22 protein-coding genes are annotated in these 16,692 nt (G+C 58.5%); 13 read left to right on the top strand and 9 right to left on the bottom strand.

Annotated elements, in window-relative coordinates; all coding sequences use genetic code 11:
• Window positions 1–8: 8 nt before the first annotated feature.
• Together IPM54_00180 and IPM54_00175 are read right to left on the bottom strand one after the other, a co-directional pair.
• On the bottom strand, window positions 9–2,363 hold the full coding sequence (locus tag IPM54_00180) for an HNH endonuclease (GenBank protein ID MBK9258236.1): 2,355 nt from the start codon (window positions 2,361–2,363) through the stop codon (window positions 9–11).
• Window positions 2,364–2,414: 51 nt separating this feature from the next.
• Window positions 2,415–2,600: a hypothetical protein gene (locus tag IPM54_00175; protein ID MBK9258235.1), complete on the bottom strand. Its 186-nt coding sequence runs from the start codon at window positions 2,598–2,600 to the stop codon at window positions 2,415–2,417.
• A 61-nt stretch (window positions 2,601–2,661) separates the two neighbouring features.
• On the opposite strand from IPM54_00175, the gene IPM54_00170 reads away from it, so the two are divergent.
• Window positions 2,662–3,057 (top strand): transposase, encoded by a 396-nt coding sequence (locus tag IPM54_00170; GenBank protein MBK9258234.1) that lies wholly within the window; start codon window positions 2,662–2,664, stop codon window positions 3,055–3,057.
• 39 nt (window positions 3,058–3,096) lie between these two features.
• Window positions 3,097–3,300, top strand: a complete 204-nt coding sequence (locus IPM54_00165; GenBank protein MBK9258233.1) for a transposase — start codon at window positions 3,097–3,099, stop codon at window positions 3,298–3,300.
• Window positions 3,301–3,769: 469 nt separating this feature from the next.
• Here the strand turns inward: IPM54_00165 and IPM54_00160 are convergent, their stop codons facing one another.
• The 4 genes from IPM54_00160 to IPM54_00145 form a co-directional block, all read right to left on the bottom strand.
• Window positions 3,770–4,360, bottom strand: a complete 591-nt coding sequence (locus IPM54_00160) for a DEAD/DEAH box helicase family protein (protein ID MBK9258232.1) — start codon at window positions 4,358–4,360, stop codon at window positions 3,770–3,772.
• 526 nt (window positions 4,361–4,886) lie between these two features.
• Window positions 4,887–5,549 (bottom strand): transposase, encoded by a 663-nt coding sequence (locus IPM54_00155; GenBank protein ID MBK9258231.1) that lies wholly within the window; start codon window positions 5,547–5,549, stop codon window positions 4,887–4,889.
• Window positions 5,497–5,976: a transposase gene (locus tag IPM54_00150; protein MBK9258230.1), complete on the bottom strand. Its 480-nt coding sequence runs from the start codon at window positions 5,974–5,976 to the stop codon at window positions 5,497–5,499. Before IPM54_00150 ends, IPM54_00155 begins: the two co-directional genes overlap by 53 nt.
• A complete protein-coding gene (locus IPM54_00145) occupies window positions 5,933–6,310 on the bottom strand; it encodes a transposase zinc-binding domain-containing protein (protein ID MBK9258229.1) in 378 nt (125 codons plus the stop codon). Before IPM54_00145 ends, IPM54_00150 begins: the two co-directional genes overlap by 44 nt.
• Before the next feature lie 955 nt (window positions 6,311–7,265).
• Here IPM54_00145 and IPM54_00140 point away from each other — a divergent pair.
• The 10 genes from IPM54_00140 to IPM54_00095 all read left to right on the top strand — a co-directional run bounded on the left by IPM54_00140 (window position 7,266) and on the right by IPM54_00095 (window position 12,746).
• Window positions 7,266–7,763 (top strand): hypothetical protein, encoded by a 498-nt coding sequence (locus IPM54_00140; protein MBK9258228.1) that lies wholly within the window; start codon window positions 7,266–7,268, stop codon window positions 7,761–7,763.
• A gap of 315 nt (window positions 7,764–8,078) precedes the next feature.
• The gene (locus tag IPM54_00135) at window positions 8,079–8,219 is read left to right on the top strand and encodes a hypothetical protein (GenBank protein MBK9258227.1); all 141 of its coding nucleotides are present in this window, start codon (window positions 8,079–8,081) and stop codon (window positions 8,217–8,219) included.
• Window positions 8,220–8,344: 125 nt separating this feature from the next.
• The gene (locus IPM54_00130) at window positions 8,345–8,701 is read left to right on the top strand and encodes a helix-turn-helix transcriptional regulator (GenBank protein ID MBK9258226.1); all 357 of its coding nucleotides are present in this window, start codon (window positions 8,345–8,347) and stop codon (window positions 8,699–8,701) included.
• Between the two features lie 9 nt (window positions 8,702–8,710).
• On the top strand, window positions 8,711–8,926 hold the full coding sequence (locus IPM54_00125; GenBank protein ID MBK9258225.1) for a hypothetical protein: 216 nt from the start codon (window positions 8,711–8,713) through the stop codon (window positions 8,924–8,926).
• Window positions 8,927–8,948: 22 nt separating this feature from the next.
• Window positions 8,949–10,058 carry a hypothetical protein gene (locus IPM54_00120; protein ID MBK9258224.1) on the top strand — a complete coding sequence of 370 codons (1,110 nt, stop codon included), beginning with the start codon at window positions 8,949–8,951 and terminating at the stop codon, window positions 10,056–10,058.
• Between the two features lie 28 nt (window positions 10,059–10,086).
• A complete protein-coding gene (locus tag IPM54_00115) occupies window positions 10,087–10,602 on the top strand; it encodes a hypothetical protein (GenBank protein ID MBK9258223.1) in 516 nt (171 codons plus the stop codon).
• A gap of 337 nt (window positions 10,603–10,939) precedes the next feature.
• Window positions 10,940–11,311, top strand: a complete 372-nt coding sequence (locus IPM54_00110) for a hypothetical protein (GenBank protein ID MBK9258222.1) — start codon at window positions 10,940–10,942, stop codon at window positions 11,309–11,311.
• Window positions 11,312–11,458: 147 nt separating this feature from the next.
• Window positions 11,459–11,902 (top strand): hypothetical protein, encoded by a 444-nt coding sequence (locus tag IPM54_00105; GenBank protein MBK9258221.1) that lies wholly within the window; start codon window positions 11,459–11,461, stop codon window positions 11,900–11,902.
• 26 nt (window positions 11,903–11,928) lie between these two features.
• Window positions 11,929–12,342 carry a hypothetical protein gene (locus IPM54_00100; protein MBK9258220.1) on the top strand — a complete coding sequence of 138 codons (414 nt, stop codon included), beginning with the start codon at window positions 11,929–11,931 and terminating at the stop codon, window positions 12,340–12,342.
• A gap of 188 nt (window positions 12,343–12,530) precedes the next feature.
• Window positions 12,531–12,746 (top strand): hypothetical protein, encoded by a 216-nt coding sequence (locus IPM54_00095; GenBank protein MBK9258219.1) that lies wholly within the window; start codon window positions 12,531–12,533, stop codon window positions 12,744–12,746.
• Between the two features lie 59 nt (window positions 12,747–12,805).
• Here the strand turns inward: IPM54_00095 and IPM54_00090 are convergent, their stop codons facing one another.
• Together IPM54_00090 and IPM54_00085 are read right to left on the bottom strand one after the other, a co-directional pair.
• Window positions 12,806–13,360, bottom strand: a complete 555-nt coding sequence (locus tag IPM54_00090; GenBank protein ID MBK9258218.1) for a hypothetical protein — start codon at window positions 13,358–13,360, stop codon at window positions 12,806–12,808.
• Window positions 13,347–13,892: a sigma-70 family RNA polymerase sigma factor gene (locus IPM54_00085; GenBank protein ID MBK9258217.1), complete on the bottom strand. Its 546-nt coding sequence runs from the start codon at window positions 13,890–13,892 to the stop codon at window positions 13,347–13,349. The genes IPM54_00090 and IPM54_00085 overlap by 14 nt, the downstream gene beginning before the upstream one ends.
• A gap of 387 nt (window positions 13,893–14,279) precedes the next feature.
• Here IPM54_00085 and IPM54_00080 point away from each other — a divergent pair, with 387 nt between their 5' ends.
• Window positions 14,280–14,900 (top strand): isoprenylcysteine carboxylmethyltransferase family protein, encoded by a 621-nt coding sequence (locus tag IPM54_00080; GenBank protein MBK9258216.1) that lies wholly within the window; start codon window positions 14,280–14,282, stop codon window positions 14,898–14,900.
• 38 nt (window positions 14,901–14,938) lie between these two features.
• Here the strand turns inward: IPM54_00080 and IPM54_00075 are convergent, their stop codons facing one another.
• Window positions 14,939–16,276 (bottom strand): hypothetical protein, encoded by a 1,338-nt coding sequence (locus tag IPM54_00075; GenBank protein ID MBK9258215.1) that lies wholly within the window; start codon window positions 16,274–16,276, stop codon window positions 14,939–14,941.
• Between the last annotated feature and the right edge of the window lie 416 nt (window positions 16,277–16,692).

Raw genomic sequence — 16,692 nt, 5'->3', positions numbered from 1 at the left:
CTTGATTGTCAAATAAAACCATCGGGATGCTGACGGCGCCACTTCTGGAATTTGTCGTGGTAAACCTTCCCGTAATGGTCGTGAAACTCGGCAATCTGATCCCCTTCGGTTTTTTCCTTCCGCGCATCCTGATCGCAACGCGTAGCGTCTTCACCACCGGCACAGGAGTCCCCCGTCGTCTCACCTGCGTCATCGGCTTCAACATCAAATTGGTATGGAGGTTCCTCGCCCGGGGCTTCGAGCGTAATACGCTGCACGGGATCATTACGATCACCTGCTTGCGCAGTGCGAATGCGATGGAATAATTCAGGCAAGTGCGGCTCGAACCATTTCGCGGGATTTCCCGAACGCAATCGAATACACCATTCTCGACGCTTGACGCCGCGCCGACCAATTTCAACGGCGTCCACAGCAGCACACCGATAAAACATATTGATGGTGCGCCGAATATCGTGCTCGATATCATCCAGATCCGACGAAGTGAAACCCGTCGGAAAGCGTAGAGCGGGTGCTGCTCGCAAAAGTGTCCCCGCATTGCGGAAATTCATCTCGCTGATATCTTTGTCACGATTGCATGTGGAGCAGAGCGTTTGCAAATTCGCAAGCTCATTGCTTCCACCGTGATAGCGAGAAATAACGTGGTCGACCTGTAGCTTCCGCCGATTCGTTTCGTCGCAACACAGACATCGTTCGCCATCGCGACGAATTACTTGCCCTTTTATCTCTTCGGAGGGTTCCGGCGCAATCATTGGGGGAGGTGGTGCGATCACGGGAACCATTGGAATCGCGCTCGCCGTACCGGTCAAACGCGCGATTTCGACTTCAACGAGCGATTGAAACTGTTTCACGAACAACTCAATGTTGGGAAACATTGCCCGCCAAAATCGACGCTCGTCTGCATACATAGGCTCGAGGTGTTTGCGCGTGCGCGATGGGCCCCAGTCTTCTTGCGCCGCAATGTTTGCTAGCGGGGTGAGGTCGTGATCTTCACGGGTCTCGAACGGAAAGAACGGTGGGAGTTCGCCACCCGTTTGCGCGACATGGCGAACCAAGTGGAAAAGATTTTTCCCAAGGTCCCCCGCACGCTTGCGTTCGTCCGCAAAGAACCGGTTGCGCCATTTTTCGATTGTCTGCTCGACTTCTTCGTAACGTATCGAGGGATCAGCAAATCGCTGAAGATCAGTTTTACTTATTTGATCGAGAAACCCGTCGTAAGACGCCTTTTCGTCCGCATGCACGAGCACCATGGGGTGCGCGTGCTCGATGTCGTCCGAGTCCGAATCCGACACTTCGACATCGAATTCAGGAACGTACCATCCAAGCGGCAGCAATTCGAGGAACGACGCGGGAGGCAAATCGCCAGACTCCATTTGTCGTGCGAGCCGCCGTATGAGTTCAATCGATATCAATTGCAGTGGCAGCCTCTTGCGCGGCTCGCCCTTCGCATCATCTGTACGAGTCCCCCATAGTTCGTCGAATTCGGCCCATTGAATACTTTCCCGCCAATCGTCCGAAAAAAGTACAATGTTCGCCGTGTCCGTACCACCAAACTTTTCTCCACGTAACGCTCGCCCCACCATTTGTCGCAGGAGAATGGGGCTCGTCGTTTGCCGCGTGAGAAAAACGGTCTGAACACTCGGAACGTCGGTGCCTTCAGTCAACATCTTGACATTGATCAGCACGTCCAACTGATTCTGGTGGAATGCCTTCAAAACTTTCGCGTTCTCGTCCCGCGTTCGCCGATTGCGCGCTTCGACCGAGGGCAGCGCCGCGTCCACGTGCGAATACACGACATCTGCGCGCACGCCATTATCGCGAAGCTTTTTTCGCAAGTATTCACACTGAATCCACCGATCGGCAAAGATGATGGTTTTGCCGAATTCATTGCGATTGTCGACATACATTTTCCAAATGGTATCGTTACGCGGCTGATTCTTCGCGAGCTGCTCAATGATATCCTCGGGCACGTCCTTGTACGTCGCGCTCCAACGTTGAAACTGAACCGCATCGAATTTTGGCGCGAAATGCGTGTTGCATGTTTTGAAAACAGGTTTGGCCAGAATGCCCGCGGCAATCAGCTTCGACGCACTCACCTGCGAAGTAATGCCTTGCGGAAAGAGTTTATGTAACCATCCTGCTCGCTTTTCGTCATTGTATATGGGCGTTGCGGTAAGCCCAAGCAGCTTCATCTTTGGTGCGTCACGCCGAAGGGCAACGATGAACTCGGTATAGGATGGCGCAGGCGCATGATGCGCCTCGTCAAATACCACCATGAGTTTCCCTTTGGCCGAATCAATGAATGCGCGTAGTGCTGCGTGATTTTCGCGATATGCACGAGCCGCACTTTGAAGCGTACAAATCACGACGTCGTCATTAGTACTACTGCGGAACGTTCAATCGGACTAGCCGACGTCTCACGGCGTCTGGGTAGGGCTGTGTCGTTTGTTTCTTACTTTGTCCTCCATATCTTGGAAAAGTTTTTCTTGAACCTTGCGCGGCGTAAAAACCGTGTCCATGGTGCGCGCCCATGAAGTTTGCCCAGGACACGGAGACAAACCGTCGCGCGGATCGACTTCTTTCAGGTGACCATCGGTCAACATCTCAAACGCCCCGAGCAACGCGCGTCATTTGCGACCTATGCGTTCGGGATCATCGGGGCGGGTGAACGAAAAAGCGGAACCCATCGCAGCGCAAGCGTTCTGCGAACCGCGAGACGTACAGCGTTGTCACGACAGGCTGCTGCACTTCGTCGGAACTGCGCCGTGGAGCGATCGAGATGTTCGGCGCGCAGCCGCCTGCTACGCAGTCGACGAAATGCGCAAGCAGGATCCGGTGACGATTTCGATTGTCGATGATACCGGGTTCCTCAAGCAGGGCAAACACTCGGTCGGGGTGCAGCGGCAATACACGGGCTCTGCGGGCAAAGTCACCAATTGCCAGATTGGTGTGAGCCTTGCGCGTCGAATCGGAGAGAGCAGGTTGCCATCGACTTCGAGCTGTATTTGCCGCAGAAATGGACTGACGACGCCGCCTGCGGAAAGCGGCACATATCCCTGACGACTGCGTTTTCAAGACGAAGCCGAGCTCGCGCTCGACATGATCCGGCGAGCCAAAGCTGACGATCTCCTTGGAGAAATTCTCCTCGCTGATTCCGGATATGGTGATTCGTGGTTTTTTCGTGCGGAGCTGCGCAAATTGGGCCTTGATTTGCCGTTGCAACTGCAGGGCACGACGCGTGTTTGGCTGCTGAATTCGGACGAGGAACACGAACGCATCTTTCTGCACGCGATCTTGGCGTAACACTCGGCTTGAATGCGTTTCGGCGGATCACGTGGCGAACAGGCACAAAGGGGAAACTTTCGTCTCGTTTTTGCATTCGCAGGGTAAAACCCGTACTGGGCGAGGGGTGAACTGGAAGACAAGGAGCCGCTTTGGCTCGTCATGGAATGGTTGGAAGGCGAATCGACGCCAACGAAATTCGTGCTGACGACACTGCCGCGGCGGATGAGCAAGAAAGAGATCATCTGAATCATCAAGGAACGGTGGCGAACGGAGATTCTTTATGAGGAACTGAAGGAAGAGCTCGGCCTCGACCATTTTCGAGGGACGCTCGTTCCGGCGGATGGCACCACCACGATTTCTGTCGTCCTCTGCTGCTACGCTTTCGTCATCGTCGAGCGTATGCGGCGTTTTTCCCTCGGCAGAACGGCGAGCGTAAAACAACGCGCTTGCTGTCTCGTCCAGCTCGCCACATCGCTGATTCCTCGCCTCAGTCCGCATTGCACCGCACATGCGCTGCTCGCCTGGCTGCCGCGTTGTCCATTGTGTCATCGAAAAAACGATACGGTTCCACCACCCACTCGTCGATTGACGAGGTCCCGCTCCTCGCGTCAAGAGCATTCGTCGCACGTCTCGGAGGTTCCGCAGTAGTATTAGGTGCCACGGCCGCAATTTTACTGTGCCCATGTGTCCCCGATACGACCCGAGCCCGCAACCGTTCTTTCGGCTCATGAATGAGGCCGACCTCCATTTCATTGGCGTGTTGATTTGGTTTGCCAAAGCTATCCAGGGCCTGCTCGAGCAAATGATGCGTATGCGCCAACCACAATACCTTGTAGCCATCACTCAAGGGATTACGGCACAGGAATCGCACAGCGGTGAATGTTTTGCCTCCACCCGTTGGCAGCACAAGCAAACCGCCGGCATTGGGTGTCGGCGCAGTCTCGTACCATGCACGCAGGTCAGCGAGCGCCTTTGCCTGGTGCGCTGCCTCAATTCGTTTGGAAGGGTACTTCCGTGCCTCGTTCAGATCGTAGTCACGAAAGTCGTACCTCAGTTCCGAATCGCGGTCGGCATTCACTGGCTCACCTCACCCTGTGCGGACGGCAGCGAGACTTCGCCTACCACTACCCAGGCGTCAAGCATAAAAATGTATGCACGACGAATTGTTACCATTACTGCTCACCACGAACCTCACCACGGTCCCAAATCCCCCGCTCGGTCGCCCACAACCCATGGCCATTCAGCGCGAATGAGCTTGACGACGCGGTCGTCCACAATATGCCCAAGGTGACCGGTGCCTAGGAAAATTAGCCTCGAAATTCCGGCATTGACGCGTCGACAGCGCCCTGCGTCATCTGCGGGGATTTGTGTTCTCGCATGCATCCAGTGCCTAGGAAAATTAGCCTCGAAATTCCGGCATTGACGCGTCGACAGCGCCCTGCGTCATCTGCGGGGATTTGTGTTCTCGCATGCATCCAGACACGGGGCTTCTTCGCGGGGTGCTTTTCCGTGTTCGTTCGCGTTGATTTTTCTTGACCCGCAGACACACGTGCATCGGCGCTGGCAAATACGAGCGCAATCTCACGCAAGATGCGTCCGCGGTATCACGCGTGACGCGCCTTCGGAAACGGTAACGAGAGCTGCCCGAGCGGTGCTCTGCTGCGCCTCGGTGGCCCTCGCGCAGACAAACCCGCCCGGACCAAACCTTCACGAATGGCGTCGGCGGTCAGCGCAACTTCGCGCCATTTCATTCGACCTGCGCACTTTGGGCAAACGTTGACGTCGATAGCGAAAACGTGCCTGAGCAACCATGCCCAAGGCTTGCGGCGAGCATGCTTCACGTCGACTTCGGGCTCGTCGAAGAGCTTGCCAAAGAGCGGAAGCTGCACCGAGTTTGGCACGGTATTCTCCTGCTGCGAGACATACGGCTTCGCCGATGCAACAACTTGCTCGCGTAATGCCGAATTCGGCGCCAATACCCCATGGAAACGGATCATATGAAATCGCGGCGGTGGGACCATGGCACATATCCGCGCCATCAATCCGTACGGATCGAGCGTCACGTAACGCGTGCCATCCTTCCACGCCTTCTTCAATTCATAACGCAATTCATCCCCATCACCTGTTTCAGTCAATCGCTCCGTCGCTATCGGCGGCCTCGCCAAGTATCGGCATATTCGCTCCACACGCTTGCGATCCCGACCATCGATTGCGTCACCCGCATACACATTGAAGCCATCCACGATGACCGCATGCACCTTTGCCAACGCGCGGACCATCCACGACCTGCTTCTTTGGAGCTCGCGCTGCTACGTCATAACATGCCCCAAGCGCCGGTTCGATTTCGCTCCCCTCCTCGCCATTCGATTCACTATCCGAAGTTCGTCCTCTTTTCTCCAAAATCGCCTTCACCTTTTTCGCCGTCCGCGCGGCAACCTCGTACACCTCGTCTTCGGTCGGACGAGGCAAACGGAAAAATCGCAACCCTTCGCCGTTGTCGCCTTTCACATACACACCATCGAGCACCAACGTGTGAAAATGGACATTCAGCCGCAATGCCGAGTCGAATCGCTGAATCACGGTCACCGTGCCCGTATACGCTTGCTCCACACTCGACAAACCCAATTCGCGTTTCGCTCGCCAGCGATAACTACGCTGCAATTCCTGGAATAAACATGTCCAGGACCAATGCACATATTTCCCGGTCGTACCCCGCTCGAACGCGTAATTCCCACGGAAGCGTCAGCACCCATTGCCGTATTTGCACAGCGGGAATCACGCGCTCCGTCAACCAGACCGCCGTGTCACTCATCCGCCGTCCCAAACACGACGGGCAAAACCCGCGATACTTACACGAAAATGCCACGAGCCTATCGAATCCACATGACTCACAAATCGCCCGAATGAATCCGTATTCCAGAATGCCACAACGCAAATACCCTTCGACCTCATTCACGACAAACTTCGGCAAACTCCCCGAATTCCTCCACACGCTCGCGAGCATGCCCGCGCGTTGTGCGCGAAACATGCCAATTTTTCCCTCACGTTTTCCCGATGGTTTTACATAGCGCTACCTGGCGGCCGCCATGGCGGGACCTGGCGGCCGCCACCCCGCCGCCAACTGAAGCCTTGCGTCGACCCGCGACCAACCCAAACTCCAAAATGATGCGCCCTCAGCCACGTCGGGCCGCTCGTCCCAGTCGTAGGACAATTGCCAGTCCCAACCCAGGTGCCAACCACTTTTGGCGCAGGTCCAAACGCTCCTCGGTCAACCCCGTGCGCTCCCTCGTCAGCTCCGTGCGGTCCTCAACAAAACCCCACGCGACGCCGCTTCAACCTCGTGCGCATCCGCGTCAGGTCCACGCGCACCTTGTCAAAATCCCACGCGACGCCGCTTCAACCCCGTGCGCTCCCTCGTCAGTTCCACGCGCATCTTGACAAAATCCCACGCGGCGCCGGCTCAACCTCGGGCGCATCCGCGTCAGGTCCATGTGGTCCTCGACAAAGTCCCACGCGACGCCGCATCAGGTCTCACGCGGCCCTTCATCAACCCCACACGCCCCATCGTCAACCTCACGCGGTCTTTGGTCAACCTCGGGCGCGCAACCGGCAGGAGCATGCGTCCTTCGTTCAAGCCCGTACGATTTTTTCCTCGACACACGTGTTCTAGCTTAAGTAAACTCCCCACTTCGCAGGAGGTGTATACATGGCACTCGACTTGACGGCGCTCGCACCCGAGGCGCGCGCGGCGTTCATCAAGGTTGGTGAACGATTCGGCTCGGATGACACGCTGGCGCAGGCGAACCAAACGTTGAATGCGTATGCGGTTTTTGGTGCAAAGCTTGGCGATTATGGTTTTGGCCCGGCCGATGCCGCCGAATTGCAGGACGCGCGGGATGGATTGATCGCGGCGGGTGTGGGGCGCGAAGCAAAGCGGACGAGCAAGAAAATCGATACTGCGGCATATTCGGCGGCGATGCGCGATGGACAGGGCACTCGATTGCGAGCTCGTGCGGTGCTGGGTGGAGCAAAGCGAGCGCTCTTGGCATTGGGAAACATTGCGGCAGTTCAAAATCGAGGCGCTTCTGGAGCGCGATTCGGTCGTGGCCGAGGATGCCGAGGGGCTCGCCAAGCAGCTCGATGCATTGCAGGCCGTGATGAAAGAGCAGGCCATTGCGGACGCCGCAAAGGACCGCGGTGGGCCGAAGGTCGTGACGGACCTTGCAGCGGACGCGCAGGCATTGCGAGACGCTGCCAAAGCGAAAGCGGAGCCGCGGGGGACGCCCGTGGAGACGGAGACGCTCGATTTGATCGACGGGATCATCGTGGGTTTGGTGCGCATGGCGCGGGAGGCTGCCGAGGCTGCGGCGCGCGAGGCATCGGAGCCGGCGATGGCGACGGCGTTCGAGCTATCGGCATTGTACAAGCGTCGTCCGAAGAAGGGCGAGGCGCCGGCGGGCGGAGGTGGAACGGGGGGCTAATCGTGCAAATGAGGGTGCGCGGATGGCAGAAAACACGCGCGGAAAAAAGCCTGGGCGTGAGGATTTCTCCCAATGCTTGGCGCACTTCGTTCGATACGGGTAGTTCGTTTGGTTCGTCATCCAGCAATGGGCGGCCAATCGTGACGTCGGGACTGCACGACAAATCCCAAATCACCTTCACCTTGTTCGCCGTCCTCGCGGCAACCTCGTATACCTCGTCTTCGGTCGGGCCACGATCGAAGGCGAACCCGCACGACAGATTTCTTGGATCGCCTGGCCCCCCGTGGTAGCGATCAACCCGCTCCGGGAAGTGCCATGAAGATTCACACGCTGGAAGTCAAGAACTTCAAGAAGTTCGCGGAGCTGGAGCTCGGCCTTCACCCGCAGTTCACGCTGCTCGTGGGCGAGAACGGGCCATCGCCAAGGCACTTGGAGTCGCCCCGCTCGACTTATTGAATCACGACACCGAAAACGACGATATGGGGCACATCATCGAAATGATGCGCAAGGACCCTGACTGCATTGCCAAAATAAGGAATAAAGTGCGCCCACTCGTCGAGAATTGAGGGGCCTTCGCCATCATGCCTCGTCGTTCGATTCCCGACCCCATTGCCGCCAAACTGGGGGCCAGAATTCGTGAATTGCGCATGGAACGCGGCATGTCTATCGCAACGCTCGCAGCTTCGGCCGGTTTGTCCAAAGGACACATGTCCAGCGTCGAACGGGGCCTCGTCTTGATCAACGTTGGCACCGTCGTGGCCACGGCGCGCGCTCTTGGCGTCCCCCCGTTCGTTTTGGCCATGTTCCCCAACGAAGACCCCCTCTCCGCAGTCATCGAGCAGGTGCGCTCCATCGAGGGCGGCGATGCCCACAAAGCTGCCGGCAAATTGCGACGACTGGTCTTCGGCCAGTTGGCCAAGAAACGTCAAGAACGCTAACTTGCCGCCATGGACAAGACCCTGATTTGCATCGTGTTCGTCGTGTTTGCCGGATGCAGCGCACCCCAGGAAGGCGCGCAGACACCCGTCACAGAACCAAATCTGCGGGAGGAGGAAGAGCCGCCGCCAAACGCCGAAAAGCCACCTGAGATGGATGAAGAAACGCGACGTGAGTACGAGGACGTAATTCGACGCCACCCCCCTTCGCCGGTAAGCCTGCCATGAGGCAGGACCCGGTAACATGGCCATGATGCGCACTGTTCCCGCATTGTTCGTTCTTCTCGTTTCCGTGTCTGTGCCCAACAAAGCCGCCGCGCAAGACGCCCAGACATTTGCAGAACTGGTTACTGCCGGGGACAGGGCGCGGCTGGCACATCGAATTTCGGACGCGCTCAAAGCATACAACCAAGCGCTTGCCATTCGCAGTGACCCTGCGGTCGAGGGCCGGTTGGGCCTCGTTATCTTGGAGATTGGCGAACCTAACGTGGCTGCTGCGTATTTGCTGAGTGCGATTACCAAGGCACATGCATCGCCAGACCTCATGCGGCAGTTTCACGATGCGTTCAAGCGCGTGCGCCCCAAAGTCTGTTTCGTCGAGGTATTCGTGTCCGAGCAGAACGCGGAGATATTCATCGACGGGAAGCAGCAGCCCGACTCGGGCCAAAACTCATTTCATGTTTTCGTGACGTCGGGTTCGCATACGTTCCAAGCCAAACTGAGCGGGTTCGAGGACGCTACTGAGACAATCGACATCCCTGCTGGGGGCGAATTCAAGGTCAGGCTCGAATTGAAGCCTCTGCCACCACCCCCGCCCCCGCCCACGCCGCCCCCGCCTCCCCCACCACCCGTTCAGGTTGACAAACCCACAAATCGTTTGTCCGACTCATATACGCATTTTCATCTTGGCGCAGGGGGAGTGCTCGTGCTAGAGGCCACGCCCGGCGTAGCCGTTGGACCTCAAATCAGTGGTGGCTTTCGCCGCGGGTCTTTCTCGATCAACGGGGATGCACGCGTTGCGTGGGCTATGGGAACACTAGAACGTGCGCCCGATATGCAGTTCATGACGTGGGCAGCAGGGCTTCGCCCATGCGCGCATCACACGTTTTTGTTTGGGTGCGGGCTGGTCCAAGTTGATGGACTGAGTAGTTTGTCCAAGGGGTTCACTCCGCAAACGAGGTTCGGTGGAGGGATTCGGGGGGGCGCAGAATTTGTCCTACGGAAGCCCGTTCAGTTGCAACTCTGGGCAGAGGGGATCGTGCACTCGAAAGGCTATTCTTTCGTCAGGAACGGGCTGGGCAGGTGGGAGGGTTTGCCGGTGTTTGGAGGGTTTGGCGCAACAGCCTTCTTGACCTGGTAAAGGTTTGTCTGTTACTCGGTCAAACTCGATGGACAAGAAACTCATCCCCATTTTCGTTGTGACCTCGTTTGGGTTCGTTGCCCTCGCCGATGGTTGCACGGGCGAACAGTGGACTGGAGCTGTCGAAGGTTGCTGTCCAACGGATCCAAGGGATCCGTCCTGGGACGACGAAGATTGCGAGGAGGGGCGACGATGGATGGCGTACATGAAGGACGCCGGCATCGACGGGGCTGGGTGCTCGCCGCCGATGTGGCCGTCAGGGGAGCCACAATCCGACGAATCGGTTGAAAGCGTATGTGTTCCGAACGCGCCAAACGATTTCGACCCTCCGCAACCGCTTTGGGTTGGGCCAAAAGAACAGGACCCCGGCTGCACCCCCGAAATCGGCGCATTTGGAGGCCGTGAGTACAAGGACCTCGACGTTCCCGATCCGGGGTGTCCTGCATGCATCTGCGGGCCGATCGACGGCTCCATGTTCGCCTCGGCCAAACAACATTTTGATTCGCGCGGACTACTGCGAGGCCCTGGAAACGTATACAACTGACTTCTCAGCCCCCGAACACTGGGATGGTTCGTGCACGAACGTAAACGCGATGCCAGCAGGCGCCGAGTGTCCCGTTGGCAGCGGGATTCCGTGCGCGCAATCGATTTACTCGTCGTCGCTTCTCGACCCGGTCGAGAAATGCGAGCCCATTCCAGTGCCTGTTCCAAAGGCGCGTGCCGATGCAGCTTCCTTGAGCGCACCAACAGCAAACGCACATTCCGATTTGCCCACATGGAGCACACACGTGCTCTCCTGCAATGCGACACCTATTGACCTGGCTTGTCCGGACCACGATTCGCAACGATTCGCGGTTTTGCCAAAAGGCTGGCGTCGTTGCGTGCGCCATCGAGACAAAGGCATTCACGAATGCCCGAGCGGATCGAAATATAAGGACCAGGTCATTGCGTATTCCGACACGGGCTACAAAGATACGCGTCAATGCACGGAATGCGGCTGTAAGGCGTCGGGCGGTATATGCTACGGGACGTTCAGCGTATACGAGGACGATCAGTGCACGAAGCTAATTAACATGGCAACGCTGTACTCCGAGACGTACGGATGCTCAAACGTCGCGGCCGGCGTCGCCGTAGGCAGCAAGGAGCTCGTCGACCTGACCTACGTGCCTGGCAAGTGCGAGCCCACGGGGGGACTGGCCATCGGGACGGTCGAGAAGGACGACGCCGAAGCGGTGACGTGGTGCTGCTTGTAAGCAGAGGCTCCGGCCATGCCCGGCGCCACACCTACTAAGGGACACCAGAAGAGTCTCGTGTGGGACACCCATATGCGGACAGATGTACATGCAAGTGCGAGTGCGTAGCCAAAATGTTAGTAATCAGATGCCTCGATGCGTGTACAGATGTCCACAACGGGGTCGTGGCTCGACCAAAAGAAGCCGAATCCGGAAGCCATTCTCGATGGGCGCATCGGGCTGATGTACGCGCCCGCCGTCGTGCGTGCGGTTGAACATCTGGTGCCGCTCGAGCGCGTGCACACGCTCCTTTGGGAACTCGACGAACGCGGCGTGCTCGAGCTGCGTCCCAATGCAGGACGGAAGCCTCTGCCAGACAAAGATGCCGCCCTGTGTCCGCCGGGGCCGCGGAAGACGGTGTTTGGGACACCAGCATGCGGACAGATGTACATGCAAGTGCGAGTGCGTAGCCAGAATCTTAGTAATCAGATGCCTCGTTGCGTGTACAGATGTCCACAACGAAGCGTACGAACGCGCTTGGTCCATCTCCTGAAGCCCCCCGATAGTTGCCCAAAGGAACCCGCGCGCATGCTAAAAACCAAAGCGAAGTGACTCCAACGGAGCGAAGCAGAGAACCCGTGAAGCGGATCGAAGTGCTGGTGTTCGACGGATGCCCAAACATCCACGCCACTGTGGAGCGAGCACGTGCCGCCGTCGCTGCCGCGGGCGTGCTAGCGGAGATCGCTATCGTGCTTGTAGCAAGCGAGGAGGAAGCCACCCGATTGCGGTTCATCGGTTCGCCCTCCGTGCGCGTCGACGGGGTCGACATCGAGCCATGGGCGGAAGTGCGAGACTTCGGCATGCAGTGCCGCCTCTATGCCGTGGATGGTTGCCTCGAGGGCGTTCCGCCTGTCCACTCGATTGTGGCGGCGCTACGTGGCGACCCCGCGCAAATAGTTACGAACTCGCCCCAATCCGCATGTAGTGCTTGCATCTGCGAGCCACACACCGCAGCCTCTAACCCCGCAGCAAACGAGGAAGATTCGGCATGAATCTAAAACAGATATTGCTCTCGTCACTCGTGATCGGTGTGCTTGCCTCATCGGCATGTGCTCGGAAGGAGCATGCGGGTGAGGCTCAACAGAATGAGAACACCTCAGTTGAATCAAAGGCTCAACCAGACCTTTGGGAGCCGGTCGACAAGGCATTCAAAGGCTGCGAGGGGGGCTGAGGATTGCGCATGGTCGGCCGGTCGGCTGACGTCATCCCGCAACCGGACGCTGCAATCGGACAGCGCACCTATTGTCCCGTGAGTGGGGTTGCCTTCGAGATCAGCGAATCGAGCCCGCGCCGGGATGTCGGCGGCAGGCCGGTCTACTTCTGTTGTGAAACCTGCGCCGGCCACTTCTCCAAACACCGCGAGCACATTATCGAGTTGCGGCATTTGTCGAAGTGACGGACGTCTTGGTGTGTCGACACCATCGGACCCCCGGAACGACCAGGTGGCGTTTCAGACTACGGACGACGCAACCGCATTCCCACCACCGCTATCGGAGCCGAAACCAGAGCGAGCGCCGCGACCATTCCGGCCACCGCCGCTAGCCCCATTCCTGTGCATCCGAGCGCCCCAGTCAGTGCCGCCACCCCAATCGCCGATAGCGCGAAGCGCCCCGGCGCCTGCCGTTCGGACGCTGCGCGCATCCCAACCATGATTCCCGCCGCAATCCCGGCCCCGGTGCAAAGGGGCAGGCAAAGGGTCGAGCAGGCCCCCGCAATGCAGCAATGCCCAGTCGCCTGCATGATGAGTGGCACGAGCAATGGGATTGCCCCCGATACGAGACCTGTGCTCACTGCGCGACCATGCGCCTCGCCGCGCCACAAAAGGCCCACGGTGAGGACTCCAAGCGCCACTCCTATCGCCACGTTCCAAGCCGTAGGGGTCGCATTGCTCCAGGCTGCAAGCAGCACCATCGGCACCACGTAAACCAGCACCTTGAGGGCGAACCTGAGCCGTCCGAGTTCATATACGCGTTGCGCCCGCGCCCTGATTTCGCGCTCAGTCCGTTCCATGCTTTGCCTTCCACGCCTCGCGCAACCGCCACATCGCCCGCTCCACGCGTTTGCGAAAAGTGGCGCTTTCCACGCGCTTCTCTGCGAGCACGAGTTTCAGAGTTTCCACATCATTCGCCCGAAGCGTGCCCAGCACGTCGAGCGCCGCGGCCTCCAGGTCCCTGGCAATCAGGCGTTCTTCTGGAGACATGTCACCGTCCATTGCGAGGACGGGCGCGAGCTCGTCGAGCCCACCGGGCTCTTCCTTCCTTCGGCGGGATTTTTGCCGCAAAGTACGGCACTCATTGGCAGCTATTCCGAGCACCCACACGAGTGCGTCCCGTTCTCGGTCGAACTCCGCCGCACGATAGAGGACTTTTTCGAGTGCTGCCTGGGCCGCGTCCTCGGCATCTGCCGGCGACTGCATCACACGCAAGGCAAAGCGCCGAAGGACAGGCCAAATCGCGGTGAATACCGGGTCGAACGCGCTGCGATCGCCGTCAGCCAGGCGCACCATCGCCCGGTGCAATCGCTCCCGCTCGACCTGGTCCATCATCGCTCAGGGTGTCTCCCGACCCTCCGGCGCGCCACCATCCCGAGCTACTTGCCGCTGCTGCAGGGGCAACCGCTGCAGGGGCAACTGGAGCCGCAGGGGCAAGCCGAATCTGCAAACGTGGTCCCGGATAGGGAGAAGAGAGCGAGGACGGTCACAATGCGGGCGAGAGCACTCTTCGTGGTATTCATGTTATTCCTTCTGCCGCACTGAACCGCGGCGACTGGTGATAGGCACGAGCGGGCCTTCGCGTGACAGGGTGCCGGCATTTTTTTCGACAGGCGCGAGCGAGATGGGACGGGCGTGAGGCATCGCCGCTCTCCGTGAGCGTGTGAGCACGCTTCTCCCTTCCCACGTGATTCGTACTCCGCTACATCGTCAAGCGATATGGCATTCCCGAAGCCAGCGGTTGTCGCGCTTATTCTTTTTGCGGTGTATATGATCGTCGCGTTCGGAATCCGCACCATCCAACACGTGCGGGCCACCGGTTCGACTGGTTTCCAAGGTATTTCCGGGAAACCCGGCTCAGCATCGTGGTTTGGCGGCGTTCTTTTCGCGTTGGCTCTCGTCATAGGTGTATCCGCGCCAATCCTGGAGCTTGCCGGATACGTCAAGAGCATCATTGAATTGCCGGCCTGGGTTGCGTGGGGCGGAACGGCGATAGCAGCCATCGGAACACTGGCCACGTACGGTTCGCAGGTTGCCATGGGCAAGTCGTGGCGCATCGGCGTGCGCGATACCGAACGCACCAATCTCGTTATCGATGGACCGTTCCGTATCGTCCGAAACCCGATTTTCTCGTGCATGCTCGTCACGGCGATAGGGTTCACGCTGCTCGTGCCGAATGCTCTCTCGCTCGTGTCACTGGTCAGTCTTTTCGTTGCTATCGAGCTGCAAGTGCGCGTTGTCGAAGAGCCCTACCTATACCGCACGCACGGCGAGCCATATGCACAATATTGCAAACAGGTGGGGCGGTTCGTTCCGGGTTTTGGGATGCGACGATTCTGATTGCAATGAGGACTTCCCACTCGATGAAATCGAGATCCCTACCGCGTGCGCGCCAGCTGTAAAAGCGCCTTGACGTTCGAGGACGAGACGTACGGGTTGTCATTTGTTCCGCCGCGGTCATCGGTGCCCTCGCCAGAAGCGTTCGGGGACACTGACATGAACAGGAAATCGGGATGAAGCTCTCGACTGTCATTGCCCGACATCGTCGGCGATGCGATCCACTCACCGCCGACGATCGTGCCTCTACCGTCGAGCTCGAGGATGTAATGGATTGTCGTCTCACGTAACGGTCGCTCGCGCTGTAGAGGCGGCGTTAGGAGTTCTTGGCCAGTCGCGGAATAGGTCATGACCCAAAAGCGGGTCTTCACTCGCGCGAAGCGAACGGCATTCTGATTGAATATGTTGTTGCAGCCGAGTCGTGCCCTGTCGTCGCCTTTACATACGAGGGACGCGGCACGCGATTGATCGACATACTCGAGCTCGTCGATTTGGTACTTGACGACAGGGAAGGTCCAGACCTCGTAGTCCCACGTATAGTCGACAATGAAAGGAAGCCTTTCGGACGAACCATTAAGGTTCGTGAGCGGGGAGGCGCCTTTGCCGACGAGACCGGTGAGCGCCACATGCAAAGTGGCGGGGTTGAGATCGCGGCATTCCGGATCGGTGGGCCGTCCGTATTCATCACGCTCGATATCGTCGGACTTCTTGTGGCACCGCGCGCCTACCGCGGTGGACGAGTCGTGGAAGTAGATTTCCCATAAGAGTGCCTCGATATCGGCCATGCGGAAAAGGATGCAACCGTCCTCTCCCTCGCGGCACTCGACGAGCTGATCCCCTTGTCGCCGGACGCGCACATCGCGGAGCGGAGCGCCCTGACTTTCGGCCGTGAGGTACGAAGACCAGCCATTACAGTGCCCGAACCAGGCTTCCGGGTACACACGCTGGTAGACTCCATGATTCATGAGTTCCCAGGCGGTAGTGGGTCCGACGACGGTAAGCGCAGGCTGGACCCGAGCTGCGTCACGCTCTCGCTCGGGGCGGTTCGATTCGGCGATGGTTTGATTGCGTACCTCCGGAACCTTCTTCGGCTGGCCTGGGTAGAAGAGCAGGTCGTACTTTTCGGTGGGCGCAAGGTTATCAGGGTCGCCTCGCCAGTCCTGGTAATCCTTATTCGTGGAGTTCCACCGGTCGGCAATACCATTATTGACTTGAGGCCACCAATTCGATGGGAAAACCTCGCGGTCGACCTTGCCCTCCGTGGGCCCTTCGCCGATGCGGAGCATCTGGCCGCGCAGCGCCGGATGGAGGCGAGTTGGTCGGTTAGAGGCGTTAATGGGCTCGCGGTCCCCAGGCGTTGGGACGACGATGTCACGCACGATGCCTACGATCGGACCTTCCGGCGTTTGACCGAATATTTGTGTCAACCTGCCGCCAAACGCAAAACGGGGCTCCGCTGCAGGTGCACGAGTTTCCGGCGCTGCGGATACCGCGTCCACGACGCCACCTGTTGCAATGAGGAGGAAACCAATGGTTGCGAATCTCCAGTTTTTTCTCACGGTGAATCACCTCGGGTACGGCCGTCGGATTCCGTGCAGAACGGGTGCAGACTGCGGGCCAGGCGAACGCTGCCGCGGATGTCACCGCTGTACTCGCTTGATATCCTGAAAGTCCGCCAAAGACGGCAAATGCGAGGCCGTGGAAGCGAAGAATGCACGACCATCAGTAATTAACGAGATATTGACTATCCGGCCATTTCCGGTTCAGCTCGATGCTCGGAATGCTTGAAGACGTT

Source organism: Polyangiaceae bacterium (genome assembly GCA_016715885.1).
Taxonomy (GTDB): domain Bacteria; phylum Myxococcota_A; class Polyangia; order Polyangiales; family Polyangiaceae; genus Polyangium.
This window is presented reverse-complemented; position numbering and strand designations above follow the sequence as displayed.

Excerpts from the sequence above, each read along its gene's own strand:
- IPM54_00175 (MBK9258235.1), bottom strand. The coding sequence starts at position 2,600 with ATGTTGACCGATGGTCACCTGAAAGAAGTCGATCCGCGCGACGGTTTG.
- IPM54_00165 (MBK9258233.1), top strand. The coding sequence starts at position 3,097 with ATGATCCGGCGAGCCAAAGCTGACGATCTCCTTGGAGAAATTCTCCTC.
- IPM54_00145 (MBK9258229.1), bottom strand. The coding sequence starts at position 6,310 with ATGTTTCGCGCACAACGCGCGGGCATGCTCGCGAGCGTGTGGAGGAAT.
- IPM54_00140 (MBK9258228.1), top strand. The coding sequence starts at position 7,266 with ATGGACAGGGCACTCGATTGCGAGCTCGTGCGGTGCTGGGTGGAGCAA.
- IPM54_00135 (MBK9258227.1), top strand. The coding sequence starts at position 8,079 with ATGAAGATTCACACGCTGGAAGTCAAGAACTTCAAGAAGTTCGCGGAG.
- IPM54_00130 (MBK9258226.1), top strand. The coding sequence starts at position 8,345 with ATGCCTCGTCGTTCGATTCCCGACCCCATTGCCGCCAAACTGGGGGCC.
- IPM54_00125 (MBK9258225.1), top strand. The coding sequence starts at position 8,711 with ATGGACAAGACCCTGATTTGCATCGTGTTCGTCGTGTTTGCCGGATGC.
- IPM54_00120 (MBK9258224.1), top strand. The coding sequence starts at position 8,949 with ATGATGCGCACTGTTCCCGCATTGTTCGTTCTTCTCGTTTCCGTGTCT.
- IPM54_00115 (MBK9258223.1), top strand. The coding sequence starts at position 10,087 with ATGGACAAGAAACTCATCCCCATTTTCGTTGTGACCTCGTTTGGGTTC.
- IPM54_00105 (MBK9258221.1), top strand. The coding sequence starts at position 11,459 with ATGTCCACAACGGGGTCGTGGCTCGACCAAAAGAAGCCGAATCCGGAA.
- IPM54_00095 (MBK9258219.1), top strand. The coding sequence starts at position 12,531 with ATGGTCGGCCGGTCGGCTGACGTCATCCCGCAACCGGACGCTGCAATC.
- IPM54_00090 (MBK9258218.1), bottom strand. The coding sequence starts at position 13,360 with ATGGAACGGACTGAGCGCGAAATCAGGGCGCGGGCGCAACGCGTATAT.
- IPM54_00085 (MBK9258217.1), bottom strand. The coding sequence starts at position 13,892 with ATGGACCAGGTCGAGCGGGAGCGATTGCACCGGGCGATGGTGCGCCTG.
- IPM54_00080 (MBK9258216.1), top strand. The coding sequence starts at position 14,280 with ATGGCATTCCCGAAGCCAGCGGTTGTCGCGCTTATTCTTTTTGCGGTG.